At 61.3% G+C, this 25,175-nt stretch carries 21 protein-coding genes and 1 tRNA gene; 17 read left to right on the top strand and 5 right to left on the bottom strand.

Going from position 1 to position 25,175, the window contains the following annotated elements:
- Positions 1-54 precede the first annotated feature (54 nt).
- On the top strand, positions 55-825 hold the full coding sequence (locus LH365_RS08510; protein WP_226743223.1) for a YjbE family putative metal transport protein: 771 nt from the start codon (positions 55-57) through the stop codon (positions 823-825).
- Between the two features lie 98 nt (positions 826-923).
- The gene (locus LH365_RS08505) at positions 924-1,787 is read left to right on the top strand and encodes a dienelactone hydrolase family protein (protein ID WP_226743222.1); all 864 of its coding nucleotides are present in this window, start codon (positions 924-926) and stop codon (positions 1,785-1,787) included.
- 12 nt (positions 1,788-1,799) lie between these two features.
- On the opposite strand, the gene LH365_RS08500 is transcribed toward LH365_RS08505, so the two are convergent.
- Positions 1,800-2,216 (bottom strand): DUF805 domain-containing protein, encoded by a 417-nt coding sequence (locus tag LH365_RS08500; protein ID WP_226743221.1) that lies wholly within the window; start codon positions 2,214-2,216, stop codon positions 1,800-1,802.
- 163 nt (positions 2,217-2,379) lie between these two features.
- Between LH365_RS08500 and LH365_RS08495 the strand changes: the two genes are divergently transcribed.
- The 6 genes from LH365_RS08495 (at position 2,380) to nusG (ending at position 7,331) form a co-directional block, all read left to right on the top strand.
- A complete protein-coding gene (locus tag LH365_RS08495) occupies positions 2,380-2,730 on the top strand; it encodes a YbaN family protein (RefSeq protein WP_226743220.1) in 351 nt (116 codons plus the stop codon).
- Between the two features lie 77 nt (positions 2,731-2,807).
- The gene (locus LH365_RS08490) at positions 2,808-5,048 is read left to right on the top strand and encodes a S9 family peptidase (RefSeq protein ID WP_226743219.1); all 2,241 of its coding nucleotides are present in this window, start codon (positions 2,808-2,810) and stop codon (positions 5,046-5,048) included.
- A 103-nt stretch (positions 5,049-5,151) separates the two neighbouring features.
- Positions 5,152-5,994, top strand: a complete 843-nt coding sequence (locus LH365_RS08485; RefSeq protein WP_226743218.1) for a GIN domain-containing protein — start codon at positions 5,152-5,154, stop codon at positions 5,992-5,994.
- Positions 5,995-6,289: 295 nt separating this feature from the next.
- Positions 6,290-6,365 (top strand) — tRNA-Trp (locus LH365_RS08480).
- A 78-nt stretch (positions 6,366-6,443) separates the two neighbouring features.
- Positions 6,444-6,746 carry a preprotein translocase subunit SecE gene (gene secE / locus LH365_RS08475; protein ID WP_226743217.1) on the top strand — a complete coding sequence of 101 codons (303 nt, stop codon included), beginning with the start codon at positions 6,444-6,446 and terminating at the stop codon, positions 6,744-6,746.
- Positions 6,747-6,758: 12 nt separating this feature from the next.
- Complete coding sequence (gene nusG, locus LH365_RS08470; RefSeq protein ID WP_226743216.1) at positions 6,759-7,331, top strand: transcription termination/antitermination protein NusG; 573 nt, start codon at positions 6,759-6,761, stop codon at positions 7,329-7,331.
- Between the two features lie 311 nt (positions 7,332-7,642).
- Here the strand turns inward: nusG and LH365_RS08465 are convergent, their stop codons facing one another.
- On the bottom strand, positions 7,643-8,434 hold the full coding sequence (locus tag LH365_RS08465; RefSeq protein ID WP_226743215.1) for a hypothetical protein: 792 nt from the start codon (positions 8,432-8,434) through the stop codon (positions 7,643-7,645).
- Between the two features lie 426 nt (positions 8,435-8,860).
- Between LH365_RS08465 and rplK the strand changes: the two genes are divergently transcribed.
- Positions 8,861-9,289, top strand: coding sequence for a 50S ribosomal protein L11 (rplK, locus tag LH365_RS08460; RefSeq protein ID WP_107872769.1), 429 nt, complete (start codon positions 8,861-8,863; stop codon positions 9,287-9,289).
- A gap of 11 nt (positions 9,290-9,300) precedes the next feature.
- Positions 9,301-9,987: a 50S ribosomal protein L1 gene (gene rplA, locus LH365_RS08455; RefSeq protein WP_107872767.1), complete on the top strand. Its 687-nt coding sequence runs from the start codon at positions 9,301-9,303 to the stop codon at positions 9,985-9,987.
- A gap of 154 nt (positions 9,988-10,141) precedes the next feature.
- Here the strand turns inward: rplA and LH365_RS08450 are convergent, their stop codons facing one another.
- From LH365_RS08450 to ftrA, 3 genes are all read right to left on the bottom strand, one after another.
- Entirely contained in the window at positions 10,142-10,951 is an 810-nt protein-coding gene (locus LH365_RS08450; protein ID WP_226743214.1) for a ThuA domain-containing protein, read from the bottom strand.
- Between the two features lie 41 nt (positions 10,952-10,992).
- Positions 10,993-11,619, bottom strand: coding sequence for a tRNA-(ms[2]io[6]A)-hydroxylase (locus LH365_RS08445; RefSeq protein ID WP_226743213.1), 627 nt, complete (start codon positions 11,617-11,619; stop codon positions 10,993-10,995).
- 170 nt (positions 11,620-11,789) lie between these two features.
- Positions 11,790-12,767 carry a transcriptional regulator FtrA gene (ftrA, locus tag LH365_RS08440; protein WP_226743212.1) on the bottom strand — a complete coding sequence of 326 codons (978 nt, stop codon included), beginning with the start codon at positions 12,765-12,767 and terminating at the stop codon, positions 11,790-11,792.
- 87 nt (positions 12,768-12,854) lie between these two features.
- Between ftrA and LH365_RS08435 the strand changes: the two genes are divergently transcribed.
- The 7 genes from LH365_RS08435 to rpoC all read left to right on the top strand — a co-directional run bounded on the left by LH365_RS08435 (position 12,855) and on the right by rpoC (position 25,102).
- Positions 12,855-13,058, top strand: coding sequence for a DUF1272 domain-containing protein (locus LH365_RS08435; protein ID WP_226743211.1), 204 nt, complete (start codon positions 12,855-12,857; stop codon positions 13,056-13,058).
- Between the two features lie 306 nt (positions 13,059-13,364).
- Positions 13,365-13,883, top strand: coding sequence for a 50S ribosomal protein L10 (rplJ, locus tag LH365_RS08430; RefSeq protein WP_107872753.1), 519 nt, complete (start codon positions 13,365-13,367; stop codon positions 13,881-13,883).
- Between the two features lie 40 nt (positions 13,884-13,923).
- Complete coding sequence (gene rplL, locus LH365_RS08425; RefSeq protein ID WP_107872751.1) at positions 13,924-14,310, top strand: 50S ribosomal protein L7/L12; 387 nt, start codon at positions 13,924-13,926, stop codon at positions 14,308-14,310.
- 380 nt (positions 14,311-14,690) lie between these two features.
- Positions 14,691-15,128 carry a hypothetical protein gene (locus tag LH365_RS08420; protein WP_226743210.1) on the top strand — a complete coding sequence of 146 codons (438 nt, stop codon included), beginning with the start codon at positions 14,691-14,693 and terminating at the stop codon, positions 15,126-15,128.
- A 44-nt stretch (positions 15,129-15,172) separates the two neighbouring features.
- On the top strand, positions 15,173-16,402 hold the full coding sequence (locus LH365_RS08415) for a right-handed parallel beta-helix repeat-containing protein (protein WP_226743209.1): 1,230 nt from the start codon (positions 15,173-15,175) through the stop codon (positions 16,400-16,402).
- Positions 16,403-16,765: 363 nt separating this feature from the next.
- On the top strand, positions 16,766-20,839 hold the full coding sequence (rpoB, locus tag LH365_RS08410) for a DNA-directed RNA polymerase subunit beta (RefSeq protein WP_226743208.1): 4,074 nt from the start codon (positions 16,766-16,768) through the stop codon (positions 20,837-20,839).
- A gap of 78 nt (positions 20,840-20,917) precedes the next feature.
- Positions 20,918-25,102: a DNA-directed RNA polymerase subunit beta' gene (gene rpoC, locus LH365_RS08405; RefSeq protein WP_226743207.1), complete on the top strand. Its 4,185-nt coding sequence runs from the start codon at positions 20,918-20,920 to the stop codon at positions 25,100-25,102.
- Positions 25,103-25,175 lie beyond the last annotated feature (73 nt).

The following is a 25,175-nucleotide window of genomic DNA, read 5'->3' as shown; positions in this document are numbered from 1 at the left end:
GGGATGCGAAAACTAGGAGGGTATGCAAACCTTCTCACATGCAACGAGCCCGCAATGGACTTTTTCACCAACCCTGAGTTCGCGTCTCAGGCCTCGGCCTTCTTTCAGGTCGTCTTCATCGACATCGTCATGGCCGGAGACAATGCCGTGGCGGTCGGTCTGGCCGCGGCCGGTCTGGCGGCGAAGGACCGTAAAAAGGCCATTCTCTACGGCCTGATCGCCGCCGTCATCATGCGCATCGGCTTCGTGCTGGTCACGGCGCAGCTTCTGACCGTTGTCGGCCTGCTGCTGGCGGGCGGTCTGCTGCTGTTGTGGGTGGCGTGGAAGATGTGGCGCGAACTGCGCGAACCGCACACCCACGCGCAGGAACACGCCGAAGCGGCTCTGGAAGACGCTACCGGTGCCGACATCAACGGTAACGCCACCGCGGGCGGCGCCACGGTTCCGGTCAAAAAGGCCAAGACCTTCAAGGCCGCCGTCATTCAGATCCTCATCGCCGACCTGTCCATGTCGCTCGACAACGTGCTGGCCGTGGCCGGTGCGTCGCACGCCCACCCGGAAATCATGGTCTTCGGCCTGATCCTCGCTATCGCCCTGATGGGGGTTGCGTCGCACTTTATCGCCGGTGTGCTGCACAAGTACCGCTGGATCGGCTTCTTCGGTCTGGCCGTTATCCTCTACGTGGCGCTGAACATGATGTGGGAAGGCCACCGCGACATCGTCGTCGATCTGGGCAAGGTCGCCGAATATAATCAGGTGGTGCCGGACTTTATGGACATCACACAGAAGGACATCGAGCACTTCGGCCCGAAGCCCGCGCACTAGCTTAAAGCGGCTCCTGAACTTCAGGGGCCGCTTTTTTCTTTCCCGCGTCCGAAGGTCGTGGCTTCATGGCGCGTTCAAGAGGAAACAGGAGCGCCCGCATGGAAAAGCCTATCGTAACTCAGGCGATGATCGACGCCTTCGACGAGTTCACCCACGTCACCTTCGACCGCCGTGCCTTTATGAGTCGGCTGACGGCGCTGACCGGATCGGCGGCGGCCGCGGCGGCGGTCCTGCCCCTACTCAGCGCCGGGCAGGCGGCGGCGCAGACCGTGCCGGCCGACGATGCGCGCCTGACCATCGAAGAGGTCGATCTGAACGGCCTCAAGGGCTATGTGGCGCGGCCCAAGGGCGCAGCGGGCAAGCTGCCGACGGTGCTGGTTATCCATGAGAATCGCGGCCTGACCCCGCATATCCGCGACGTGACGCGCAAGCTGGCGCTGGAAGGCTTTATGGCGCTGGGGGCCGACTTCTTGTCACCCTTGGGTGGCACGCCCGCCAATGAGGACGAGGCGCGCACGCTGATCGGCAAGCTGGATAGCGCTCAGACCGTGGCCAATGCCGAAAAATATCTCGACTGGCTGTCCATGCACCCCAGAGGCAATGGCAAGACCGGCGCGATGGGCTTCTGCTGGGGCGGCGGACAGGTCAACCGCATCGCCACCCAATCGAAGGCGCTGGACGCGGGCGTCGCCTATTACGGCGCGCAAGCCCCGCTGGCCGATGTGCCGGCCATTCAGGCGCCGCTGATGCTGCACTATGCCGGTCTGGATGCGCGCATCAATGCCGGGATTGAAGCCTATAGTGCGGCATTGACCGCGGCGGGCAAGCGCTTCGAAATCCACATCTACGACGGTGTCAACCACGCCTTCAACAACGACACCTCGGCGGCGCGCTATAACAAGGAGGCGGCTGATCTGGCCTGGCGACGGACGGTCGATTTCTTCAAGGCCAACCTGGCTTAGGGCCAAGCCAGCTTAGGGCATATCTTCCGGCATGTCCTCAAGGCGATAGGCGCTGAGGTTCGGGCGGTAGCCTTCGGGCGAGGGGCCGAAGCGGTTGCCGCCCCTTTGCCCGGCCATGAAGCCGCACTCGATCAGTGTCCACAACTGACCCAGAACGGGGACGAGACCCATCAGCAGCCACCAGCCCGACTTGCCGCGATCGTGCCAACGCTTGACGCTCAGGCAGAAGCCGATCCACAGAAGCGGCAGGCCCAGCGCCAGCCACAGCGGGTCCAGCCCTTCGACCGGGCTGAGGCCGATGCGCTCGCCGTAATTGGCCCTGAGCCACCACAGGGTCAGGCAGATGACGGCTATGCCCAGGCTCCAGCCCCAGAAGCCGATGCGCGACAGCCGTCCGTTGGGGCTGAGCAGGGTGTTGATAATGTTCACAGGTTTCCTCCCGGCCGCATGAAGGCGACTCTCTTATCCGATGAATTTACCATAACGCGGTTCGGGGCAGCAGGGGCGTGGCGGTAAACTTATCGGGAGCGGCGAAAGCGCGCAGCCGCACAAGAACGGTGGACGCCGCGGAAATTCGGTCTATGGTTTGAGAATGAGAGTGGTTCTGAACCTGCTTGGCCTGTGTTTCGTCGCGATCGGCGTTATCGGCATGTTCGTGCCGGTTCTGCCGACCACGGTCTTCTTCATCATCGCCGCCGTCATCTTCGCCCGTTCCAATCCGGCATGGGAGCGACGCATCATGGAGCACCCCAAGTTCGGCCCGCCCATCCGGGCTTTTCGTGAGCGCGGCGTCATCGGCCCGACGGCCAAGATCGCGGCGGTCGGGGGCATGGCCGTGTCGTCAGTGATCGGATTCGTCACCCTGCGCGGGGCCTGGGCCTTTCTGCCGGCGGGCATTTGCCTGATGTGCGCCATCTACGTCCTGTCGCGGCCGTCTCAGTAGCCGTAGTTTCGCTTGAGACCGCTTGACCCGTGGCGAACCAAGGGGGTAGCTTCCGGCATCGTATTCCGGAGTGCTTCATGCCGTCCAAGACTCTCGCTGTCTCCGTCGCCGCCCTGCTGTCTGCGGTTGTCCTTTCCCCTGCCATGGCGCAATCTGTTTTAACTCCGCAGCGCGTGTTCGCCGATCCGGACCTGTCGGGGCCGAAGGCGGTGGGGGCCAAGCTGTCGCCGGACGGGACGTTGCTGACCTTCCTCAAGCCCAAGCTGAGCAACGCCACGGTGCAGGACCTGTGGGCTGTCGACGTCAAGGGCGGCGCGCCTTACGTGCTGGTCGATGCCGACGCCCTGTCGTCGCAAGGCAAGGAACTGTCGGAAGCCGAAAAGGCGCGGCGCGAACGCATGCGCGTCTCGGCGCGCGGCGTCGTGGCCTATGACTGGGATTCGTCGTCGAAGACCATTCTGGTGCCGCTGGACGGCGACATCTATCTGGTCGATCGCGCCACCAGGGCCATCAGTCGCGCCACCGAAACGCCGGGCGACGAGGTCGATGCCAAGCTGAACCCCCAAAATACGGGAAAGGGCGGGCAGGTGGCCTATGTCCGCGATCAGACCCTCTATGTGCGCGACCTGAGCAGCGGGAGCGAGCGTGCCATCACACCGAAAGGCGAGGGCGTCATCTCCTACGGCGTGGCCGAGTTCATCGCGCAGGAGGAACTGAACCGCTACACCGGCTACTGGTGGTCGCCGGACGGCACGAAGATCGTCTACACCAAGGTCGATGAGAGCCCGGTCGATGTGGTCGAGCGCTTCGAGATCAGCGGCACGGGCGCCAAGATCGTCGATCAGCGCTACCCCAAGGCCGGGCGTCCCAACGCCATCGTCACCCTGTTCGTCCACGACCTTAAGACCGGGACGGACGTGCTGCTCGATCTGGGGGCCGATACCGACATCTATCTGGCGCGTGTCAACTGGAGCCGCGACGGGCAGTCGATCTTCGTGCAGCGCCTGAGCCGCGACCAGAAGACGCTGGACCTGCTGCAATATCCGCTGACGGGCGGCGCGCCGCGCACCGTCCTGACCGAGACGTCGGACACCTGGGTCGAGCTGAACAACGACCTGCGCCTGCTCAAGGACGGGCGCTTCCTGTGGGCGTCCGAGCGCGACGGCAACAACCACCTCTATCTCTACGGCAAGGACGGCAAGCTGATCCGTCAGGTGACCAAGGGCGACTTCCCGGTGGCCAAGGTCGCCGCCGTCGATGAGGACAAGGGCGAAGTGTGGTTTGAGTCGTCCTATAAGACCGTTGTCGAAATGGGCCTCTACAAGACCTCCTACCTCAAGCCCGCCGCGCCGGTCGCCCTGACTCAGGCCGGCGGCTGGTGGGCGACGGATGTGGCTCCCAATGCCAAAGCCTTTATCGGCACCTATTCCGACCCGGCGACGCCGTCCCAGACCGGTCTCTATGACGCGGCGGGCAAGCGCGTGCGCTGGATCGAGGAAAACCCGCTCGACGCCAAACACCCGTATTTTGCCTATAAGGACAGCTATACCGCGCCGGAGTTCGGCACGCTGAAGGCCGTGGACGGCGAAGACCTGCACTGGTTGATGCTCAAGCCCAAGGGCTTCGACCCGGCGAAAAAATACCCGGTCATCGTCTCCATCTATGGCGGCCCGGCGCGTCAGGACGTGCGCCGTAGCTGGGTGGCCCCGGCCAACCGCCTGTTTCAGGAGGCCGGCTATATCGTCTTCACACTGGATAACCGCGGCACGCCCAACCGCTCGGTCAAGTTCCAGCGCGCCATCTACAAGCAATTCGGCGGGCCGGATATCGACGATCAGATCATGGGTGCGAAATGGCTGCAAAGCCTGCCCTATGTTGATCCGGCCAGGATCGGCATGATGGGCTGGTCGCAGGGCGGCTTCGTCACCCTGATGGCGCTGACGGCCAAGGACACGCCGTTCGCCGCTGGTGCGGCCGGCGCCCCCCCCACCGAGTGGGGCCTGTACGACACCGCCTATACCGAGCGCTATATGTCGACGCCGCAGGCCAATGCCGAGAACTATGCGAAGTACGACGTGGTCAACCGCCTCGATAACCTCAAGCCGGGCAGCCTGCTGCTGATGCACGGCATGGCCGACGACAATGTGATCCTGCAGAACACCACCCGCGTCGTCGATGCCCTGCAGAAGAAGTCGATCCCGTTCGAGCTGATGCTCTTCCCCGGCGACCGCCACGGTATACGCAGCAATGAGAAGAACCTGTTCAGGTATCGGTTGTATCTGGACTTTTTCGACCGAAAGCTGAAAAGCGCCAGGTAGATAAAGTCTGATACATTACAATTGCTTCATGACACGCAATTAAGTTGTTCTGAACGCCCGCCTTTTGCATCCTGTGTTCATCAAAACCATTCAGGGGTTTCAAATGAACACGGGTATCAAGGCGGGCGTTTTCGCAGCCGTAGCCGGTATGGCGGCGGCAGCGGGCGCGCAGGCTGCCACGGAAGTGGAACTGAAGAACATGGCAGCGCGCGTGATCGTCACGCCGGAAAACCGCAGCGACGTGCAGCTTACGGTCAACTACGGCAAGGCCGATGTGCCGAAGATCATGGTCAGCACCAAGGGCGACAAGCTGATCGCCACGGGTCAGTTGCGCAAGCGCAGCTATAACTGCGTCAACAACCAGACGGTCCGCATCGACGGCAAGGGCAATATCGCGCTGGCCGATCTGCCGGTGGTGCACCTGCGCGTGCCGATGGACGCCAGGGTGGCGTCGGAAGGCGCGGTCTATGGCCGTATCGGTGCGGCGAAGTCCCTCGAATTCGCGCTGGGCGGCTGCGGCGACTGGACGACCGATACGGTACGTGAAAAGGCTGAACTGAGCATCGGCGGGTCGGGCAGCGTGCGCGCCGGCAATGTCGGCGATGCCGAAGTCGCCATAGGCGGTTCGGGCGACATCTATCTGGGGCGGATAAAGTCCCTGTCGGGCGCCATCGGCGGCTCCGGCTCGATCCATGTGACCGAGGTCGCGGGCCCGGTAGATATCGCTATCGGCGGTTCCGGCGACGTCCGCATCGACAACGGCACGTCCCCCAAGATCGACGTCTCCATCGCCGGCTCCGGTAATGTGCGCTTCGGCGGCGAAGCCCGCGACGTGGACGTCTCCATCGTCGGCGCGGGCGACGTTTCCATCCGCAAGGTTACCGGCCATGTGTCGCGCACCGTCATGGGCTCGGGCAAGATCCGCATCGACGAAGGCGGCCGCTGACAGAAGATGACATTCGTCCGGTTTAATCCGATCCGGACAGCGAAATCTCCGCCTGCGCTTTCCGGGGCAGGTGGCGATAAGGAGAAAGGCCTGATCGTCTGATCCTGCATTTCTCTGGTTCTCCAAACCTGATACGCGGCGGTCGTTCTGGCCGTCGCGTCTTTTTTGGTCGCACTCGCCCGTACAGGCAAGTTTTTGGTGGATTTTCCGCGACAGTGGCTTGCCCTTTGGGTGAACGGCTGATAAACGCGACTTCCTCTGAAACCGCCGTGGCGACACAAGGCGGATTTCGTACAGGGGTATAGCTCAGCTGGTAGAGCGCCGGTCTCCAAAACCGGAAGTCGTGGGTTCGAGTCCCTCTGCCCCTGCCATTTCATCACAAATGAGGCTTGAAATCGCGGTTTCCAGCCTCATTTGTGTTGTTTGAAAACAACTGGACGAGTGTACTGATGGCGAAAAAGCCCCCTTCGACCCCGACGGCAGAAAGCGCACGCAAGGTTGCGGTTGCGCCCGTGGCAGCGGCCAAGGCCGCCGGCAGCGAAGCCGTCACCCCGAAGAAGCGCACCAGCCCGGCCAAGTTCATTCAGGAAGTCCGTCAGGAAGCGCGCAAGATCACCTGGACCTCGCGCAAGGAGACCTGGATCACCACGGTGATGGTGTTCATCATGGTCGTCGTCGCCTGCGTCTTCTTTTACGTTGTTGACGGCGGACTGGGATTCGCGGTCAACTCGCTCATCAATATCGGACGTTAAGGGCTCACAAACATGGCCGAAACCCTGGAAGCGACGCTCGCACCGAACCCCAAGCACAAGTGGTACATCGTCCACGCCTATTCGAACTTCGAAAAGAAGGTCGCCGAATCCCTGCGCGAGCAGGCCAAGGCGCAAGGGCTTGAGGACAAGTTCTCCGAAATCCTCGTCCCGACCGAAGAGGTCGTCGAAGTCCGCCGCGGCCGCAAGTTCAATTCCGAGCGCAAGTTCTTCCCGGGCTACGTCCTCGTGAAGATGGAACTGACCGACGAAGCCTTCCACCTCGTCAAGAATACGCCCAAGGTCACCGGCTTCCTCGGTTCGGGTGCCAAGCCGATGCCGGTCTCCGAAAAGGAAGTCCAGCGCATCGTCGGCAACGTCGAAGTCGCCGCCGAAAAGCCCAAGACCGTCCTGTCCTTCGACATCGGCGAAAAGATCAAGGTCACCGACGGCCCGTTCGCCTCGTTCGACGGCGTGGTCGAAAGCGTCGATCAGGAACGTGCCCGCCTCAAGGTGTCGGTGTCGATCTTCGGTCGCGCCACCCCCGTCGAACTGGAATTCGCCCAGGTCGAAAAGACCGCGGGCTAAGCGGCTTTAGTAAAATCTACGACGATAAGCCCCATGCAGTGCGCTGCGTGGGGTTTTTTGTGTCTTTTGGCAGAAGATTCCGGGGTCATTTGACCCCGGACCCCGTAAGCAGGCGCAGGAATGACACGGGCTGAGCGTGGATGAGACTGTAAAATTTAACCACGGAAAACACGGAAAGCACGGAAAGGGAGGAAGTGGCAATTTCGGCGCGAAGCGCCCTTTATCCAGTCTGCTGCACAAGGATCAACGCCCTTCGGGCAAGATCGGTTCCACAACCTTTCCGTGCTTTCCGTGGCCAAACCCTTCCTTTCTTAACTGGTATCCAGTGGAAAGATGTCCGGCCAGAACTCATTGAGATATTCACGCGGAAAGGCTTGGAGCGTTCTCAGAATACCTTTGCGGGTGCAGCCACCGTCATACATATAGCCGAGGCCGTCGCCGTAAATCACTTCGATGTCCTCATCCCGGATCAGACCGTAGTCATGATCGATCCACGCGATGTTCTTAGGTAGGGGGATGGGCTCGGTATTCAGCACGCGGTCGCGCAAAGCCATCTGCTCTGGCGTCAGAGGCTTGCCCTGGGGTTTTGCAGGCGCGGCGGGTTCAGGCCTGGGCTGAACCGGCTCCGACGCTTTGACCGGTTCGGGCTGCGGTTCGAGGGCAGGCTGATGTGCAGACTTTCCGGATGATTTGTAAGCGTCGATATTGGCCCTGAGGTCCACCCTGAGATCCGCCATGGGATCGGACTCCGGACGCGGCCATTGCAGGCCGGCCAGATCGCTGGGCTTCAGCGTCACAAACGGCACGTCGGGGGCCTTGTCAAAATAGTATCCCGACCATTTGAATTTGAGCTTGCTCTTCAGCGTCACCTGATCTTCGATGGACGTGGCGGCGCGTTTGTAGGCCTGCGTTTCCGAGGCATCGCAGCGGGCATAGAGGCGTTCGATCATCAAGGCCGTGCGCACGCCCTTGGTGACATCGTCACGGGTTTGGGGCGTGTCGAGGTCTTCGAGCGCGATGAGCATACGATCGGCAAAGGCGCGCAACCGCTCGCGCCTTTGTTCCGGCGTCAGGTGTTCATCGGTGCGCTGCGCATGGTCCATGCGCCCAAGGGTAAGGGCGGTTTGACCGGCGGGGATAGATTTGCCGGGGAGGGGGACCCCGCCCGTAGGGCGGGGTGGTGGGGTGTCTTGTGATCCTTCCCAAAACAAAGTCGTCTCAAATTAAGTAAGAAGCCCCACCACACATTTCACCGATCTTCGGTCGGTTCGTGCGGTCCCCCTCCCCAGTAAACTGGGGAGGTATGAAAGGATGTTTGATTCTGACTACCGGGTGCAGGGGCCCTTGCCCCTGCCCGCCGGCGGCTCTGTCTTTTACAGCGGAAAGATGTAATCACACCTTGCGGCATCAGGCGTTTTCGTCTATAGCGCCCGCTCTTCGTCTCAGGACGGAGTTTAAATCCGTGGCAGGGGTGACCCATACCACGGCTCACAATGTCCCAAGATACCGGGACTTTATGGAGATATCCAATGGCTAAGAAAATCCTGGGCTACATCAAGCTCCAGGTGAAGGCTGGCTCGGCCACGCCTTCGCCCCCCATCGGCCCGGCACTGGGTCAGCGCGGCGTCAACATCATGGGTTTCTGTAAGGAATTCAACGCCCGCACTGAAAACGTCGAAAAAGGCACGCCGCTCCCGACCATCATCACGGTGTATCAGGACAAGTCGTTCACCTTCGTCACCAAGACGCCGCCGGCCACCTTCTTCATCAAGCAGGCGCTGAACCTGAAGTCGGGTTCGTCGAAGCCGGGCCGCGATTCGGCCGGCCAGATCACGCAGGCTCAACTGCGTGAAATCGCTGAGAAGAAGATGAAAGATCTTTCGGCTCACGATGTCGCTGCCGCCGCCAAGATCATCGAGGGCTCCGCGCGCTCGATGGGTCTGAAGATCGTCGACTAAGGGGAAATCTGATGACCAAGATTGCAAAGCGCATTCAGGCCTGGAACGTCGAGGCCGACAAGCTGCACAACCTGACCGACGCCCTGAACGTCGTGAAGACCAACGCCAAGGCCAAGTTCGACGAGTCGGTCGAAATCGCCGTCAACCTGGGTGTTGACCCGCGTCACGCCGACCAGCAGGTCCGCGGCGTCGTTCAACTGCCGTCGGGCACGGGCAAGGACGTTCGCGTCGCTGTGTTCGCCAAGGACAAGAAGGCCGAGGAAGCTCTGGCCGCTGGCGCTGAAGTCGTCGGCGCCGAAGACCTGGTCGAAAAGATCCAGGGCGGTTTCATGGACTTCGACCGCGTCATCGCGTCTCCGGACATGATGGCTCTGGTCGGTCGCCTCGGTAAGGTGCTTGGCCCGCGCGGCCTGATGCCGAACCCGAAGGTCGGGACCGTGACCCCGAACGTCGCTCAGGCTGTCAAGGACGCCAAGTCGGGCGCTGTTGAGTTCCGCGTTGAAAAGGCCGGTATCGTGCACGCCGGCATCGGCAAGACCTCGTTCACGGTCGAGCAACTGGAAGCCAACGCCAAGGCTCTGGTGGACGCCCTCGTGAAGGCCCGTCCGTCGGGTGCCAAGGGTCTGTACGTCAAGAAGATTTCGCTGTCTTCGACGATGGGGCCGGGCGTAAAGGTCGACACCTCGTCCGCGCTGTAAGTTTCAGGCTCCGCCTGTGACTGAAAAAGCCGCTCCGGCAACGGGGCGGCTTTTTTATTGCCTGTAGCGCGAGACGCGCCGTTAATTGCTGCGGTCCGGCCTATGTCCCGGTGTCAAAGAAAAGGGAAGGGGGTTCGCCCGATCATTATCGGGCTCAGCACACCTTCTGCTTTCGGTCGCGGGCCCATTCCAGTGCGCCCTCGATATGCGACAGAAAGACGGGATCGGACCAGTCCGCGTCCTGATGGCCCAGAGCGGTGAAGAAGGCGCCGCCCTTGCCCAGGCACCTGGTCCACATAATGGGGTGGTCCGCGCCCATGCGCAGTTTGTCGGTCGGGTCGTAGGTCGTCTCGTCCACTGTGGCCAGTATGCGCACGCCCGGTCCGCGCGGGTTGCGGTCGAAACTGTACCATTCGTCATTGCGCGGCCACGAGGCGGGCAGGGGCCGTGTGGCCGGATGGTGGCGGTCTTCGATGCGGATCGTGCCATTCTGGATTTTCGGATGCCCGGTAAAGCCTGCGCCGATGACCTTATCGACATACCACGGCCAGGGGTGATTGCTGGTGCCCCCGGCACCGTGCAGCGCCACAACACGGCCACCCTTTTCGATCCATTTTTCAAAGACGATCCGTTGTGCCGGCGTGAACAGATCGCCGGTCGTATTGTTGAGCACTACCACGTTGAAGCGCTTCATCAGCTTCACATCCATGACGGCGGCGCTGTCAGTCTCATAGACGGGCCAGTCGCGGCCTGTGGCGATGTTCTTCACCGCCGTGGCCACGACCGCCATGTTCTTGTGCCTGAAGGCATTGGCCTTGCTCAGGATCAATATGGCTGGGGTCTTCAGTTCACGCGGCACGGCGGGGGCCGTGTGGTCGAAGACCGGTGTATATTGCGTTTGGGCCACGGTCGGAGCGGCGCTGGCCAGCAGTATGAGGCCAGCCAGCATGAAAGTCCTGAACATCTGTTCTCTCCGTCTCTTTTGACGTGAGGATGCCCAAGGGATCAGGCTGTGGCAAGTATGGAGACGGGCGTCCCGCTGTGGAAGCGAAATTCGGGATCCGGATCGGCAATCAGGGCCTGTTCGATCGGGCGGATGGCGGCGATGCGCGCGGCCACATCCTCCGGATCGCCATAGAGATCGGCCAGTTTCAGATAGTTCTTGAAATGACGGCCTTCGCTTTCCAGCAAGCCTTTGTAGAATTTACCCAACTCCTCATCCAGATGCGGCCAGAGCGCGGCGAAACGCTCGCACGAGCGGGCCTCGATAAAGGCCGAGACGATGAGGATGTCGGTCATCATGCCGGGTTCGCTCCGCCGGACCACGCGCCGCAGCCCCATGGCGTAGCGCGAAGGCGTCAGCGGGCGCAGTTCGACGCCGCGCGTCTTCATCAGCTTCATCACCTGCTCGTGGTGGACCAGTTCCTCACGCGCCAGACGCGACATGGCGTTCATCAGGACTTCGGACGTATTATACTTGGCCATCAGGTTGAGCGCGTTCGACGCGGCCTTGTACTCGCAGTTCTTGTGGTCGAGCAGCAGCAGGTCCTGATGGTTCAACGCGGCGTCGATCCACGCGCGCGGCGTCTCTGAGCCCAGAAAGGCGAGGATGTCGTCAAGGTCGGTTCGCATGTGCAACCTGTCCAAAAGTGGAGGCCGGTTTTGGACGACAAGGTGGCGTCCGGAATAAGCTCGCCTGTGCCAAAGCCCGGGCTTAAAAGCAAGCTGTTCGGCAGGTTTGGTGCAGGCCATCGGTATGGCGCACGCTCGAACAGGAACGGCAGGGCAGTGCCGGGAACATTTCAGAACAGGACGCTGTTGCGTTGAAAGGTCTGACGATAGGCTGTCGGCGTGGTCGACAGGTTTTCACGGAAGTGATGCCGAAAATTGGCGGCGCTGCCGAAACCGCAGGTCTGAGCGATGAGATCAACGCTGTCCGGCGTGGCTTCCAGAAGGTCGCGTGCGGTTTGCAAGCGAATCTGCATCAGCCATTTCGACGGCGTCGTGCCCGTGGCCTCTTCGAAGCGGCGCAGGAAGGTACGCTCAGACATGCCGGCCCGGCGCGCCAGTTGCGCCACGGTGTGCGGTTCATCGAGACGTTCGCGCATGTGGTCGAGCAGCGGCCCCAGCCGGTTGCGCTCATATTCAATGGGCACGGATTTGGGGATGTACTGGGCCTGACCGCCGTCCCGATGCGGCGGGACGACCAGACGGCGGGCGACCTTGTTGGCGGCTTCGGGCCCGAAGTCGCGGCGGATCAGATGCAGGCACAGATCGATGCCGGCCGCGCTGCCGGCCGAGGTCAGGATCTGCCCCTCGTCGATATAGAGCACGTCCGGGACCAGTTGGACGTCCGGCCAGGTACAGGCGACGTAATCGACATATTTCCAGTGTGTCGTGGCGCGCCGCCCTTTCAGCAGCCCGGCGGCGGCCAATACGAAGGCCCCGGAGCAGATGGTGACGATGCGCGCGCCGCGGTCGTGGGCGCGCTGCATCAACTCGATCAGGGTGTCCGGGATGGGTTTGTCCATCGGCCAGCCGGGGATGATGATCGTTCCGGCGGTCTCCAGCCACTCGCGCGGGGCGGTGGCTGTAACGCTGAGGCCCGCCGTCGTGCGGCAGGGACCGCCATCGAAGGACACGACGTGAAAGCGATACCAGTCCGGGCCCATTTCCGGCCGCTCCAGCCCGAACAGTTCCACGGCAATGGAAAACTCGAACAGCGGCATGCCATCGAAGGCGAGGGCGCAGACGTCGCGGTTGGGAAAGGCGTTTGGCATGATTTTTAGCTTAGTTGCCATATCCGCCATCTGCAAGCCGTTTATGACGCGCGATAAGGTGTTGCCGTCGAATTTGGGGAGGCGTTGATGCTTGAAATGAAACCGGGCTGCGAAACCTGCGGTGCGGGCTTGTTGCCCGAAACCTCGAAAGCCTTTATCTGCAGCTATGAATGCACCTACTGCGTCGATTGCACCGTGCATCGGCACGGTGGACGCTGCCCGAACTGCGGTGGGGAGTTGCTGCGGCGGCCCGCGCGCCAGGAAAAGCTGGAAATAACAAGAAACACTTGATTTTCGCGCCATCGGCAGCTATAGGGCGCGCCTCGGTGTGGGAATTTCGGTTCCCATCCGTTCTGTCCGAGACCTTCGTGGGAGCAGGGGCCGCCTGTTCCATAAGCTTCCGGTAGCCGCCGGAACCCGAATATAGACGGGACGCGAAACGCCTCTAAGATTTCATACTTCCTTCTGGAAGCGTGGTCTTGTTGCCTTTGCCTCTCATCATGGACAGTGACTTTACCGTTTCGGGCAACCGAAGCGTTCAAGTCGTTTCACCCATGCGGGATTGTCTCGCATGGAAATCCTCAATTGGAGGCCACAATGGACCGCGCTAAAAAAGCCGAATCGATTGAAGAGCTCAAGAGCGTCTTCGCCGACTCCGGCTCCGTGGTCGTTGCCCTGTATTCGGGCATGACCTTTGTGGAAATGGCTGATCTGCGTCTGCGTCTTCGTAAAGAAGGCGCCGTGCTCAGAGTGTTCAAGAACCGTCTGGCTCAAAAGGCTCTGGCTGGCTCTGCGGGCGAAGCGGGCGATGCTCTCTTCAAGTTCCCGACCGTGCTGGCCTATGCCAATGACCCGGTGACGGCCGCGAAAATCGCCGCCCAGTACGCCAAAGAGAATGACAAGTTCAAGATCGTTGGCGGCATCATGGAAGGGACGACCGTCCTCGACGCCAATGGCGTCAAGGCTCTGGCTACCCTGCCGTCGCTGGACGAACTGCGTGGCAAGCTCATCGGTCTGCTTCAGGCCCCGGCGACCAAGGTTGCTGGCGTGCTTCAGGCGCCTGCCGGCCAACTGGCTCGCGTTTTCAACGCTTATGCGACCAAAGAAAACGCCTAACAGTCTTTTCCCAACCCTATCTCATCCTTAAGGAAATACCATGTCCAAACTCGAACAACTGGTCGCCGACCTGTCCGCCCTGACCGTTCTGGAAGCTGCTGAACTGTCGAAGCTCCTCGAAGACAAGTGGGGCGTCTCGGCCGCCGCTCCGGTCGCCGTCGCTGCCGTCGCCGGTGGCGCCGCTGCCGCCCCGGCTGAAGCCGCTGAAGAGCAAACCGAATTCACCGTCGTCCTGGTTGACGGCGGCGACAAGAAGATCAACGTGATCAAGGAAATCCGCGGCATCCGTTCGGAACTCGGTCTGAAGGAAGCCAAGGACCTCGTCGAAGGCGCTCCGCAGAACGTCAAGGAAAACGTTTCGAAGCAAGAAGCGGCCGACATCAAGAAGAAGCTGGAAGACGCTGGCGCCAAGGTCGAAGTTAAGTAATTTCGCCTTTCTTCGGAAAGTCACAGGGAAAAGCCCGGTCGCAAGATCGGGCTTTTTCTTTGGGTTTTGGGAAGGGAAGGTTCTCCACAGATGGCCACAGATGCACACAGATAGACCGAGTGTGCGGCAAACCTTAGGGAGAACCACAGATTGCACAGATTTCACAGATTATTGTCTTCAAACGGAAAATGATGGAGGGCGCATACACCAAGGCGCGCAGCGCCCATCTGTGAAATCAGTGGTTCCAAAAAATAGGCGCACCGGTCCCGACGATAGAGCGCAGGCCCCATACCCACGCGCGATCCATCTGTGTGTATCTGTGGCCATCTGTGGAGAATCTTACTTTCTCTCAGAACGCAAACCGGCCTATTCTGAGACTCATGTCGCCCGAACTCCGTCGCTCGCTGGACCTGATCCGCGCCACCTTGCCGCCGGACGAACCGTGGTGGATCATCGGCTCGGCGGCGCTGTATCTAAGCGGCATCCCCGTCGACGCGCGCGATGTCGATGTCTATGGATCATCGGATGTGATAGAGGCCGCGGGTCAGGCCCTTGGAATGCCCGTCAGTCCACCACGCACGGACGCCAAATTCCGCTCCAGTCCGTATTTTCAGTACCGTCCGGAAGGCGGGTTGGAGATCGACTTCATGGGTGGTCTGGAAGTGTTTTCAGATGGTGATTGGCATGAGTTGCAAATTGAAAGCAATATCTGGATCGAAGCCGTCCGTGTTCCGACGTTGCGCGAGCAGGCGGCGACCCTGCGGCTGTTCGGGCGGTCTAAGGATATTGAACGACTGACGCTGATCGGAGACTTGTAATCCCGCTCTGCGCCTGCCTTACTGGCGGCCTTATGGAGGTGCGGATGCGGAAATGGATTTGCCTGCTGGCGCTGATGGCTGGTCCGGCGACGGCGGCGGATTATTACGTCAATGGCGTGATCGGTAATGACGCTCATTCCGGCAGTGAAGCCCAGCCCTGGCGCAGTCTCAGCCGCGTCAATGCCCAGACGCTCGAACCCGGCGACCGCGTGCGGCTGGCGCGCGGCACGGCCTTTGTCGGTCACCTCAAGATCGCGCAGTCGGGCACCGCGGCCAAACCCATCGTGGTCGGGGCCTATGGCGAGGGTCATGCGCCGAAGCTGATGAACCCGCGTTTCGGGTTGGAGCTGGGGCGGGTCGTCTCGGTCTACGGCAGCTATGTGACGGTCGAAAACCTCTATTTCTATGACGGCGCCACCCCACCGCCGGACGAGCCGCCGCTGCCGTGGAAGGAAAGCCATCAGCACAAACTCGTGACCGATATGGCGGGAATCTATACCGACGCCACCACTAGACACGTCACCATTCAGAACAATGAATTCAATAACATGCCCGTGGGTGTTCGCGTGCGTGGTGCGAACTCTGCGGTGAAGGGCAACTATCTGCACGACGCCTCGCGCATCACCGAATACTGGGGCGCGATGGCCATCGTCATCGTCGGGCCGCACAACGAAGTCGCGCACAATCGTATCGAAAATTACGGCTTCTACGGCGGGGCCTATGTCAATGACGGGGCGGCGGTGGAACTGGACGGCGAGGACCGTTTCTTCAAGGCCCACAACACCTGGGTGCACCATAATCTGTCGCGCAATACCAAGGGCGGGTTTCTGGAAATCGCCGGCAACACGCACGACGTGACGATCGAGCACAATATAAGCGACGATGTGGACAAGTTCGTCGGCACCAACGGCATCCGCAATCTCAAAATCGCCAACAATATCATCATCCGCACGCGCATCCCGGACATTACGGACAAGGATTTCTGGTCGCTGCGGTCGCTGTTCTGGTCGATCTGTTTCAATGGCTGCGAAGGCGACCGTGACGCCGGGGTGAGCATCACCAACAATATCTTCTACCTGACCGCGCCGCACCGTATCTATAAAGGACCGGACAATCCCAACGGCTTTATGTCGGCCACGCATACGGGCAATCTCTACTGGTCGCCGGACGGGGACGCCGCCGCCCTGCTGGGGCAGCCGCTGGGGGAGGGCGAGAGGATCGCCGATCCGGGGCTTAAAGAGTTGCTGGACGGAGATTATGGGCTCACGCGCTAAACTCCCGCCCCTGAAAACGAAGTTCGCCGAAGCCAAATCAGCGGAGCGCATAAAACAGGGCGACACGTGAGCGTCGGTGTGACTTGAAAAATAATCGCCATCACCCCCTCGACAAGCGGGGGCGGTTGCGCTATGGCACTCTCCCTTTTAAGGCGTATTGCGCCTTGAACCCAGGCCCGAATGCCGGTCTTCTGCTCTTTCCACCGGCGAGGGGCTTAGCTTTCTTTATTGAAAGCCTTTGAAAAACAGCGTCTTTGGCCGGGAAATGGTCATAAAAGAGCGGGCGCATCAAACTGTTTCTCAATGCCCCGTCCGGGGTCTCACTGCACAATCATTGCGTCTACACGCTTTACAGGAACAACGATGGCCTTATCGTTCACCGAAAAGAAGCGGATTCGGAAGTCTTTTGGCCGAATCCCCGAAGCGATCCGTATGCCGAACCTGATCGAGGTTCAGCGCTCCTCCTACGAACAGTTCCTGCAACGTTTCGTCCGCGCTTCGGAGCGCGTCGACGACGGTCTGGAAGCCGTGTTCAAGAGCGTCTTCCCGGTCAAGGACTTCAACGAACGCGCGACCCTCGAATACGTCTCGTACGAGTTCGAAGAGCCGAAGTACGACGTCGAAGAGTGCATTCAGCGCGACATCACCTACGCCGCACCGCTGAAGGTCAAACTTCGCCTGATCGTGTTTGAAACGGACGAGGACACGGGCGCCCGTTCGGTCAAGGACATCAAGGAGCAGGACGTCTATATGGGCGATATCCCGCTCATGACCGACAAGGGCACCTTCATCGTCAACGGCACCGAGCGCGTCATCGTCTCGCAGATGCACCGTTCGCCGGGCGTCTTCTTCGACCACGATAAGGGCAAGACCCACTCGTCGGGCAAGCTTTTGTTCGGCGCGCGCATCATCCCGTACCGCGGTTCCTGGCTCGATTTCGAATTCGACGCCAAGGACATCGTCTACGTCCGTATCGACCGCCGCCGCAAGCTGCCCGCCACGACCTTCCTGTCGGCGCTCGGCATGGACGGCGAAGAAATCCTCACCACCTTCTACGACGTCGTGCCTTACGAGAAGCGCGATGCCGGTTGGGTCACGCCGTACAAGTTCGAGCGCTGGCGCGGTGTGAAGCCGGAATTCGACCTGATCGACGCCGACTCGGGCGAAGTGGTGGCTCAGGCCGGCACCAAGATCTCGGCGCGTACCGCCAAGAAGCTGGGCGACACCGTGAAGGCGCTGCTGCTGTCGCCGGACGCCCTGAACGGCAAGTATCTGGCGCGCGACGCCGTGAACTTCCAGACCGGCGAAATCTACGTCGAAGCCGGTGACGAGCTTGACCCCGCCTCGATCAAGGTGCTGGAGGAGCAGGGCTTCACCACTATCGACGTGCTCGACATCGACCACGTGACGGTCGGCGCCTACCTGCGCAACACGCTGCGCGTCGACAAGAACAACTCGCGTGAAGACGCGCTGTTCGACATCTACCGCGTCATGCGTCCGGGCGAGCCGCCCACGATTGAAGCCGCCGAAACCATGTTCCAGGGCCTGTTCTTCGAGCTGGAGCGCTACGACCTGTCGGCCGTCGGCCGCGTCAAGATGAACATGCGTCTTGAGCAGGACGTCGCCGATTCCGAGCGTACCCTGCGCAAGGACGACATCCTGAAGATCATGCGCATCCTCATCGGCCTGCGTGACGGTCGCGGTGAAATCGACGACATCGACAACCTCGGCAACCGCCGCGTCCGTTCGGTGGGCGAACTGCTGGAAAACCAGTACCGCGTCGGTTTGCTGCGCATGGAACGCGCCATCAAGGAGCGTATGTCGTCGGTCGATATCGACACCGTCATGCCGCACGACCTGATCAACGCCAAGCCGGCCGCCGCCGCCGTGCGCGAATTCTTCGGTTCGTCGCAGCTTTCGCAGTTCATGGACCAGACCAACCCGCTGTCGGAAATCACCCACAAGCGCCGCCTGTCGGCCCTTGGGCCGGGCGGTCTGACGCGTGAACGCGCGGGCTTCGAAGTCCGCGACGTGCACCCGACGCACTACGGTCGTATCTGCCCGATCGAAACGCCGGAAGGCCCGAACATCGGTCTGATTAACTCGCTGGCCACCCATGCCCGCGTCAACAAGTACGGCTTCATCGAATCCCCGTACCGCAAGGTGATCGACGGCAAGCCGCAGGACGAAGTCGTCTACATGTCGGCGATGGAAGAGTCCAAGCACGTCATCGCTCAGGCCAACATCAAGCTGGAAGCGGGCGAGATCGTCGAAGACCTCGTTCCGGGCCGCGTCAACGGCGAGCCGGGGCTTCAGCCTGCGCCGACCGTCGACTATATGGACGTGTCGCCGAAGCAGGTCGTTTCGGTCGCCGCCGCGCTGATCCCGTTCCTTGAAAACGACGACGCCAACCGCGCCCTCATGGGCTCGAACATGCAGCGTCAGGCCGTGCCGCTGGTGAAGGCCGATGCGCCGTTCGTCGGCACCGGCATGGAATCGGTCGTCGCCCGCGACTCCGGCGCCACCATCGCCGCCCGCCGCACCGGCGTGATCGAGCAGGTGGACGCCACCCGTATCGTCGTGCGCGCCACGGACGAACTCGACCCCACCAAGCCGGGCGTCGACATCTATCGTTTGTCGAAGTTCCAGCGTTCGAACCAGAACACCTGTATCAACCAGCGTCCGATCGTGAATGTCGGTGACAAGGTTTCCGCCGGTGACATCATCGCGGACGGTCCGTCGACCGACCTCGGTGATCTGGCTCTGGGCCGCAACGTCCTCGTGGCCTTTATGCCATGGAACGGCTACAACTTCGAAGACTCGATCCTGATCAGCGAGCGCATTGTGCGCGACGACATCTTCACCTCTATCCATCTGGAAGAGTTTGAAGTCATGGCCCGCGACACGAAGCTTGGGCCGGAAGAAATCACCCGCGACATCCCGAACGTCGGCGAAGAAGCCCTGCGCAACCTCGACGAGGCGGGTATCGTGGCCATCGGTGCGGAAGTGCAGCCGGGCGACATCCTGGTCGGCAAGGTGACGCCGAAGGGCGAAAGCCCGATGACGCCGGAAGAAAAGCTCCTGCGCGCCATCTTCGGTGAAAAGGCTTCCGACGTTCGCGACACCAGCCTGCGTCTGCCCCCCGGCGTCGCCGGCACCATTGTCGAAGTGCGCGTCTTCAACCGTCACGGCGTTGAAAAAGACGAACGCGCCATGGCCATCGAGCGCGCCGAAATCGAGCGTCTGGGCAAGGATCGCGACGACGAACTGTCGATCCTGGAGCGCAACATCTATGGCCGCCTGAAGGAAGTCATCCTCGGTCAGACCGCTGTTTCGGGTCCGAAGGGCCTGGGCCGCGGCGAGATCACCGAAGAGAAGCTCTCCGAAATCTCGAAGGGCCTGTGGTGGCAGATCGCCCTCGAAGACGAGAAGCTGATGGGCGAACTGGAAGCCATGAAGCGCCAGTTCGAAGAGGCGCGCAAGCGTCTGGACCGTCGCTTCGAGGACAAGGTCGAGAAGCTGCAGCGCGGCGACGAACTGCCGCCGGGCGTCATGAAGATGGTCAAGGTCTTCGTGGCCGTGAAGCGCAAGCTTCAGCCGGGCGACAAGATGGCCGGCCGTCACGGCAACAAGGGAGTTATTTCCAAGATCCTCCCGGTCGAAGACATGCCCTTCCTGGCTGACGGCGAGCACGTCGACATCGTTCTGAACCCGCTGGGCGTGCCGTCGCGCATGAACGTCGGTCAGATCTTCGAAACCCACCTGGGCTGGGCCTGCGCCAATATCGGCAAGCAGATCACCAACCTGCTCGAAGAGTGGCAGAACGGTGGTCAGAAGCAGGCCCTCATCGATCACCTGAAGGGCGCTTACGGCGCCGATCAGGAGCTTCCGGAAACGGAAGAAGAACTGATCCAACTGGCGAAGAACCTCGCGCGCGGCGTGCCGATCGCGACCCCGGTCTTCGACGGCGCGCACATCAACGACATCGAGGACATGCTCGAATTCGCCGGCCTCAACCGTTCGGGTCAGTCGATCCTGTACGACGGTCTGACGGGTGAGCAGTTCAAGCGTCCGGTCACCGTGGGCATCATCTACATGCTCAAGCTGCACCACCTGGTCGATGACAAGATCCACGCCCGCTCCATCGGGCCGTACTCGCTCGTCACCCAGCAGCCGCTGGGCGGTAAGGCGCAGTTCGGCGGTCAGCGCTTCGGGGAAATGGAGGTCTGGGCTCTGGAAGCTTACGGCGCCGCCTACACCCTGCAGGAAATGCTGACCGTGAAGTCGGACGACGTGGCCGGCCGGACCAAGGTGTACGAAGCGATCGTCCGTGGCGACGACAGCTTCGAAGCCGGTATCCCGGAAAGCTTCAACGTCCTGATCAAGGAAATGCGTTCGCTGGGTCTGAACGTGGAACTGGAAAACGGACAAGGCTGAGGGGCGAAAGCCCCTCACACCCCGTAACCCGTACCAAACGTTTTATTTCGGGCGTTTCGCCCAATTGGAGTCACTGGAATGAACCAGGAAGTCCTCAATATTTTCAATCCGGTCCAGGTCGCCCCGACCTTCGACCAGATCCGCATCACCCTGGCCTCGCCTGAGAAGATCCTGTCGTGGTCGTTCGGCGAGATCAAGAAGCCGGAAACCATCAACTACCGCACGTTCAAGCCCGAGCGTGACGGCCTGTTCTGCGCCCGTATCTTCGGTCCGACCAAGGACTACGAATGCCTGTGCGGCAAGTACAAGCGTATGAAGTACAAGGGCATCATCTGCGAAAAGTGCGGCGTCGAAGTGACGCTGTCGCGCGTTCGCCGTGAGCGCATGGGCCATATCGAACTGGCCTCGCCGGTCGCCCACATCTGGTTCCTCAAGTCGCTGCCGTCGCGCATCTCCATGTTCCTCGACATGGCGCTGAAGGACGTCGAGCGCGTTCTGTACTTTGAAAACTACATCGTCACCGAGCCGGGCCTGACCCCGCTGAAGCTGAACTCGCTTCTCACCGAAGACGAGTACTATCGCTATCAGGAAGAGTTCGGCGACGACAGCTTCACCGCCGAAATCGGTGCCGAAGCCATCCGCAATATGCTGATGTCGATGGACCTCAACGAGGTCGCCGACAAGCTGCGCAGCGAACTGGCCGATAATCCGTCGGAAATGAAGGCCAAGAAGGCGTCCAAGCGCCTCAAGCTGATCGAAAGCTTCCTCGAATCCGGCAACCGTCCGGAATGGATGGTGCTGACGGTCGTGCCGGTCATCCCGCCCGAACTGCGTCCGCTGGTGCCGCTGGACGGCGGCCGTTTCGCCACCTCGGACCTGAACGACCTCTATCGTCGCGTCATCAACCGTAACAACCGTCTGAAGCGCCTGATGGAACTGCGCGCGCCGGACATCATCATCCGCAACGAAAAGCGGATGCTGCAGGAATCGGTCGACGCCCTGTTCGACAACGGCCGTCGCGGCCGCGTCATTACCGGCGCCAACAAGAGACCTCTCAAGTCGCTGGCCGACATGCTGAAGGGCAAGCAGGGCCGCTTCCGTCAGAACCTGCTCGGCAAGCGCGTCGACTATTCGGGCCGTTCGGTTATCACCGTGGGTCCGGAACTGAAGCTGCACGAGTGCGGCCTGCCGAAGAAGATGGCTCTCGAACTGTTCAAGCCGTTCATCTACGCGCGCCTCGACGCCAAGGGCCTGTCCGGCACAGTGAAGCAGTCCAAGCGCATGGTCGAGCGCGAGCAGCCGCAGGTGTGGGATATCCTCGAAGAGGTCATCCGCGAGCACCCGGTCCTGCTCAACCGCGCCCCGACGCTCCACCGCCTCGGCATCCAGGCCTTCGAGCCCAAGCTGATCGAAGGCAAGGCCATCCGTCTGCATCCGCTCGTCTGCTCGGCCTTCAACGCCGACTTCGACGGCGACCAGATGGCCGTGCACGTCCCGCTGTCGCTCGAAGCGCAGCTCGAAGCGCGCGTGCTGATGATGTCCACCAACAACATCCTGTCGCCCGCCAACGGCAAGCCGATCATCGTGCCGTCGCAGGACATCGTGCTGGGTCTCTATTACCTGTCGCTGGTCAAGGACGGCGAACTGGGTGAAGGCATGATCTTTTCGGATCTCAACGAAATCCAGTCGGCGCTCGACGCCGGCGTGGTTTCGATGCACGCCAAGGTCAAGTGCCGCTTCACGCAGAAGGACGAAGACTCCGTCGTCCGCACCCGTGTCGTGGACACCACGCCAGGCCGCATGAAGATCGCTGCGCTTCTGCCGCAGAACGAAAACATCGGCCTCAAGGTCCTCGAAAAGACCCTGACCAAAAAGGAAATCGGCAATCTGATCGACGTGGTCTACCGCCACTGTGGTCAAAAGGCGACGGTGATCTTCGCCGATCAGATGATGGGCCTCGGCTTCAAGGAAGCTGCGCGCGCCGGTATCTCGTTCGGCAAGGACGACATCGTCATTCCGGAAACCAAGCACGGCATCGTCGAAGAGACGCGCAAGCTGGTCGAGGAATACGAGCAGCAATACGCCGACGGTCTTATCACCAAGGGCGAGAAGTACAACAAGGTCGTCGACGCCTGGTCCAAGGCCACCGACCGCGTGTCGGACGAGATGATGAAGGAAATCAGCCGCAAGCTGAAGACCGACGACGGCCGCGAAGCCGAAATCAACTCGATCTACATGATGGCCAACTCCGGCGCCCGCGGTTCGCAGGCTCAGATGAAGCAACTCGGCGGGATGCGCGGCCTGATGGCCAAGCCCGACGGCTCGATCATCGAAACGCCGATCATCTCGAACTTCAAGGAAGGTCTGACCGTTCTTGAATACTTCAACTCGACCCACGGCGCCCGTAAGGGTCTGGCCGACACGGCTCTGAAGACGGCGAACTCGGGTTACCTGACCCGCCGTCTGGTCGACGTCGCGCAAGACTGCATCATCATGGAAGAAGACTGCGGCACGACCAAGGGCATCACGCTCCGCGCCGTCGTCGAAGGCGGCGACGTGCTCGTCTCGCTGGGCGCGCGCGTCCTGGGCCGCACGACCGCCGAAGACATCAAGGACGTCGCCTCCGGCGAAGTCGTGGTGCCGGCTGACACCTATATCGACGAAAACGTCGTCGATGAGATCGAGGCTTCGGGCGTTCAGTCGGTCAAGGTCCGCTCGGTCCTGACCTGTGAAGCGGAACAAGGGACCTGCGCGGCCTGCTACGGTCGCGACCTGGCCCGCGGCACGCGCGTCAATATGGGTGAAGCTGTCGGCGTCATCGCCGCTCAGTCGATCGGTGAACCCGGCACCCAGTTGACCATGCGTACCTTCCACATCGGCGGCACCGCTCAGGTGGCCGAGCAGTCGTTCTACGAAACGACCTCGGACGGCGTGATCAAGCTGTCGGCGGCCCCGACCGTTCGCGGCTCGCATGGCGACCTGATCTCCATGTCGCGCAACCTGATCATCACCGTCTTCCACGACGGCAAGGATCGCGAAACCTATAAAGTGCCCTACGGCTCGCGTCTGCGCGTCGAAGAAGGCACCGAGGTCAAGAAGGGCCAGCGTCTGGCGGAGTGGGACCCGTACACCACCCCGATCATCACCGAAGTCGCCGGCAAGATCCGTTTCGAGGATCTGACCGAAGGCCAGTCGGTGCGTGAAGAAACCGACGAAGCCACTGGCATCACCAACCGGGTCGTCACCGACTTCCGCGCCTCTTCGCGCGCGGCGGATCTGCGTCCGACCCTCGGCCTGATCGACGATGCCGGCGCCTACAAGCGCCTGTCGAACGGCGCCGAAGCCCGCTACCTGCTGCCGGTAGGGGCCATTCTGTCGGTCGGCAACGGTGACGAGGTCCGTCCGGGTGAAATCATCGCCCGTATCCCGACCGAAGGCGCCAAGACCCGCGACATCACCGGCGGTCTGCCGCGCGTCGCCGAACTGTTCGAAGCCCGCCGTCCGAAGGACTGCGCCGTCATCGCCGAAATGGATGGCCGCGTCGAATTCGGTCGCGACTACAAGAACAAGCGCCGCATCAAGATCACGCCGGAGGACGGTGGCGAACCTGTCGAATTCCTGATCCCGAAGGGCAAGCATATTTCCGTCCACGACGGCGATATCATCCAGAAGGGCGACTACATCATCGACGGCAACCCCGATCCGCACGATCTGCTGCGTATTCAGGGCGTCGAGGCGCTGGCCGAATACCTCGTCAACGAGGTTCAGGAAGTCTATCGCCTGCAGGGCGTGCCGATCAACGACAAGCACATCGAAGTCATTGTGCGTCAGATGCTGCAGAAGGTCGAAATCCTTGAGCCCGGCGACACCGGTCTGATCAAGAACGACCAACTCGACAAGAGCGAAGTCGAAGCCGAGAACCTCAAGGCTGAAAAGCGTGGCGGCCGTCCGGCCCTCATGCAACCGGTCCTGCTGGGTATCACCAAGGCCTCGCTCAACACCAAGAGCTTCTTCTCGGCCGCTTCGTTCCAGGAAACGACGCGCGTCCTGACGGAAGCCTCGGTGCAGGGCAAGATCGATACGCTCGACGGTTTGAAGGAAAACGTCATTGTCGGCCGTCTGATCCCGGTCGGCACCGGCGCCTACCTGCGTCGTCTGCAACGCATCGCCATGAAGCGCGACGAGGCCCTGGCCCATCAGCGCGAAGAGACGATGGAACCGCTGCCGGCGGAAGTCCTGCTCGAAGGCCCTGCGGCCGAATAGTAAGGAAAGAAAGGCGAGGGGTCTTAACCCCTCGACCCCAAACAAAAAAAGCCTCCGGAGTTCGCTCCGGAGG

Origin of the sequence: Asticcacaulis sp. AND118 (assembly GCF_020535245.1) — a bacterium.
In the GTDB taxonomy this organism is placed as follows: Bacteria; Pseudomonadota; Alphaproteobacteria; order Caulobacterales; family Caulobacteraceae; genus Asticcacaulis.
This window is presented reverse-complemented; position numbering and strand designations above follow the sequence as displayed.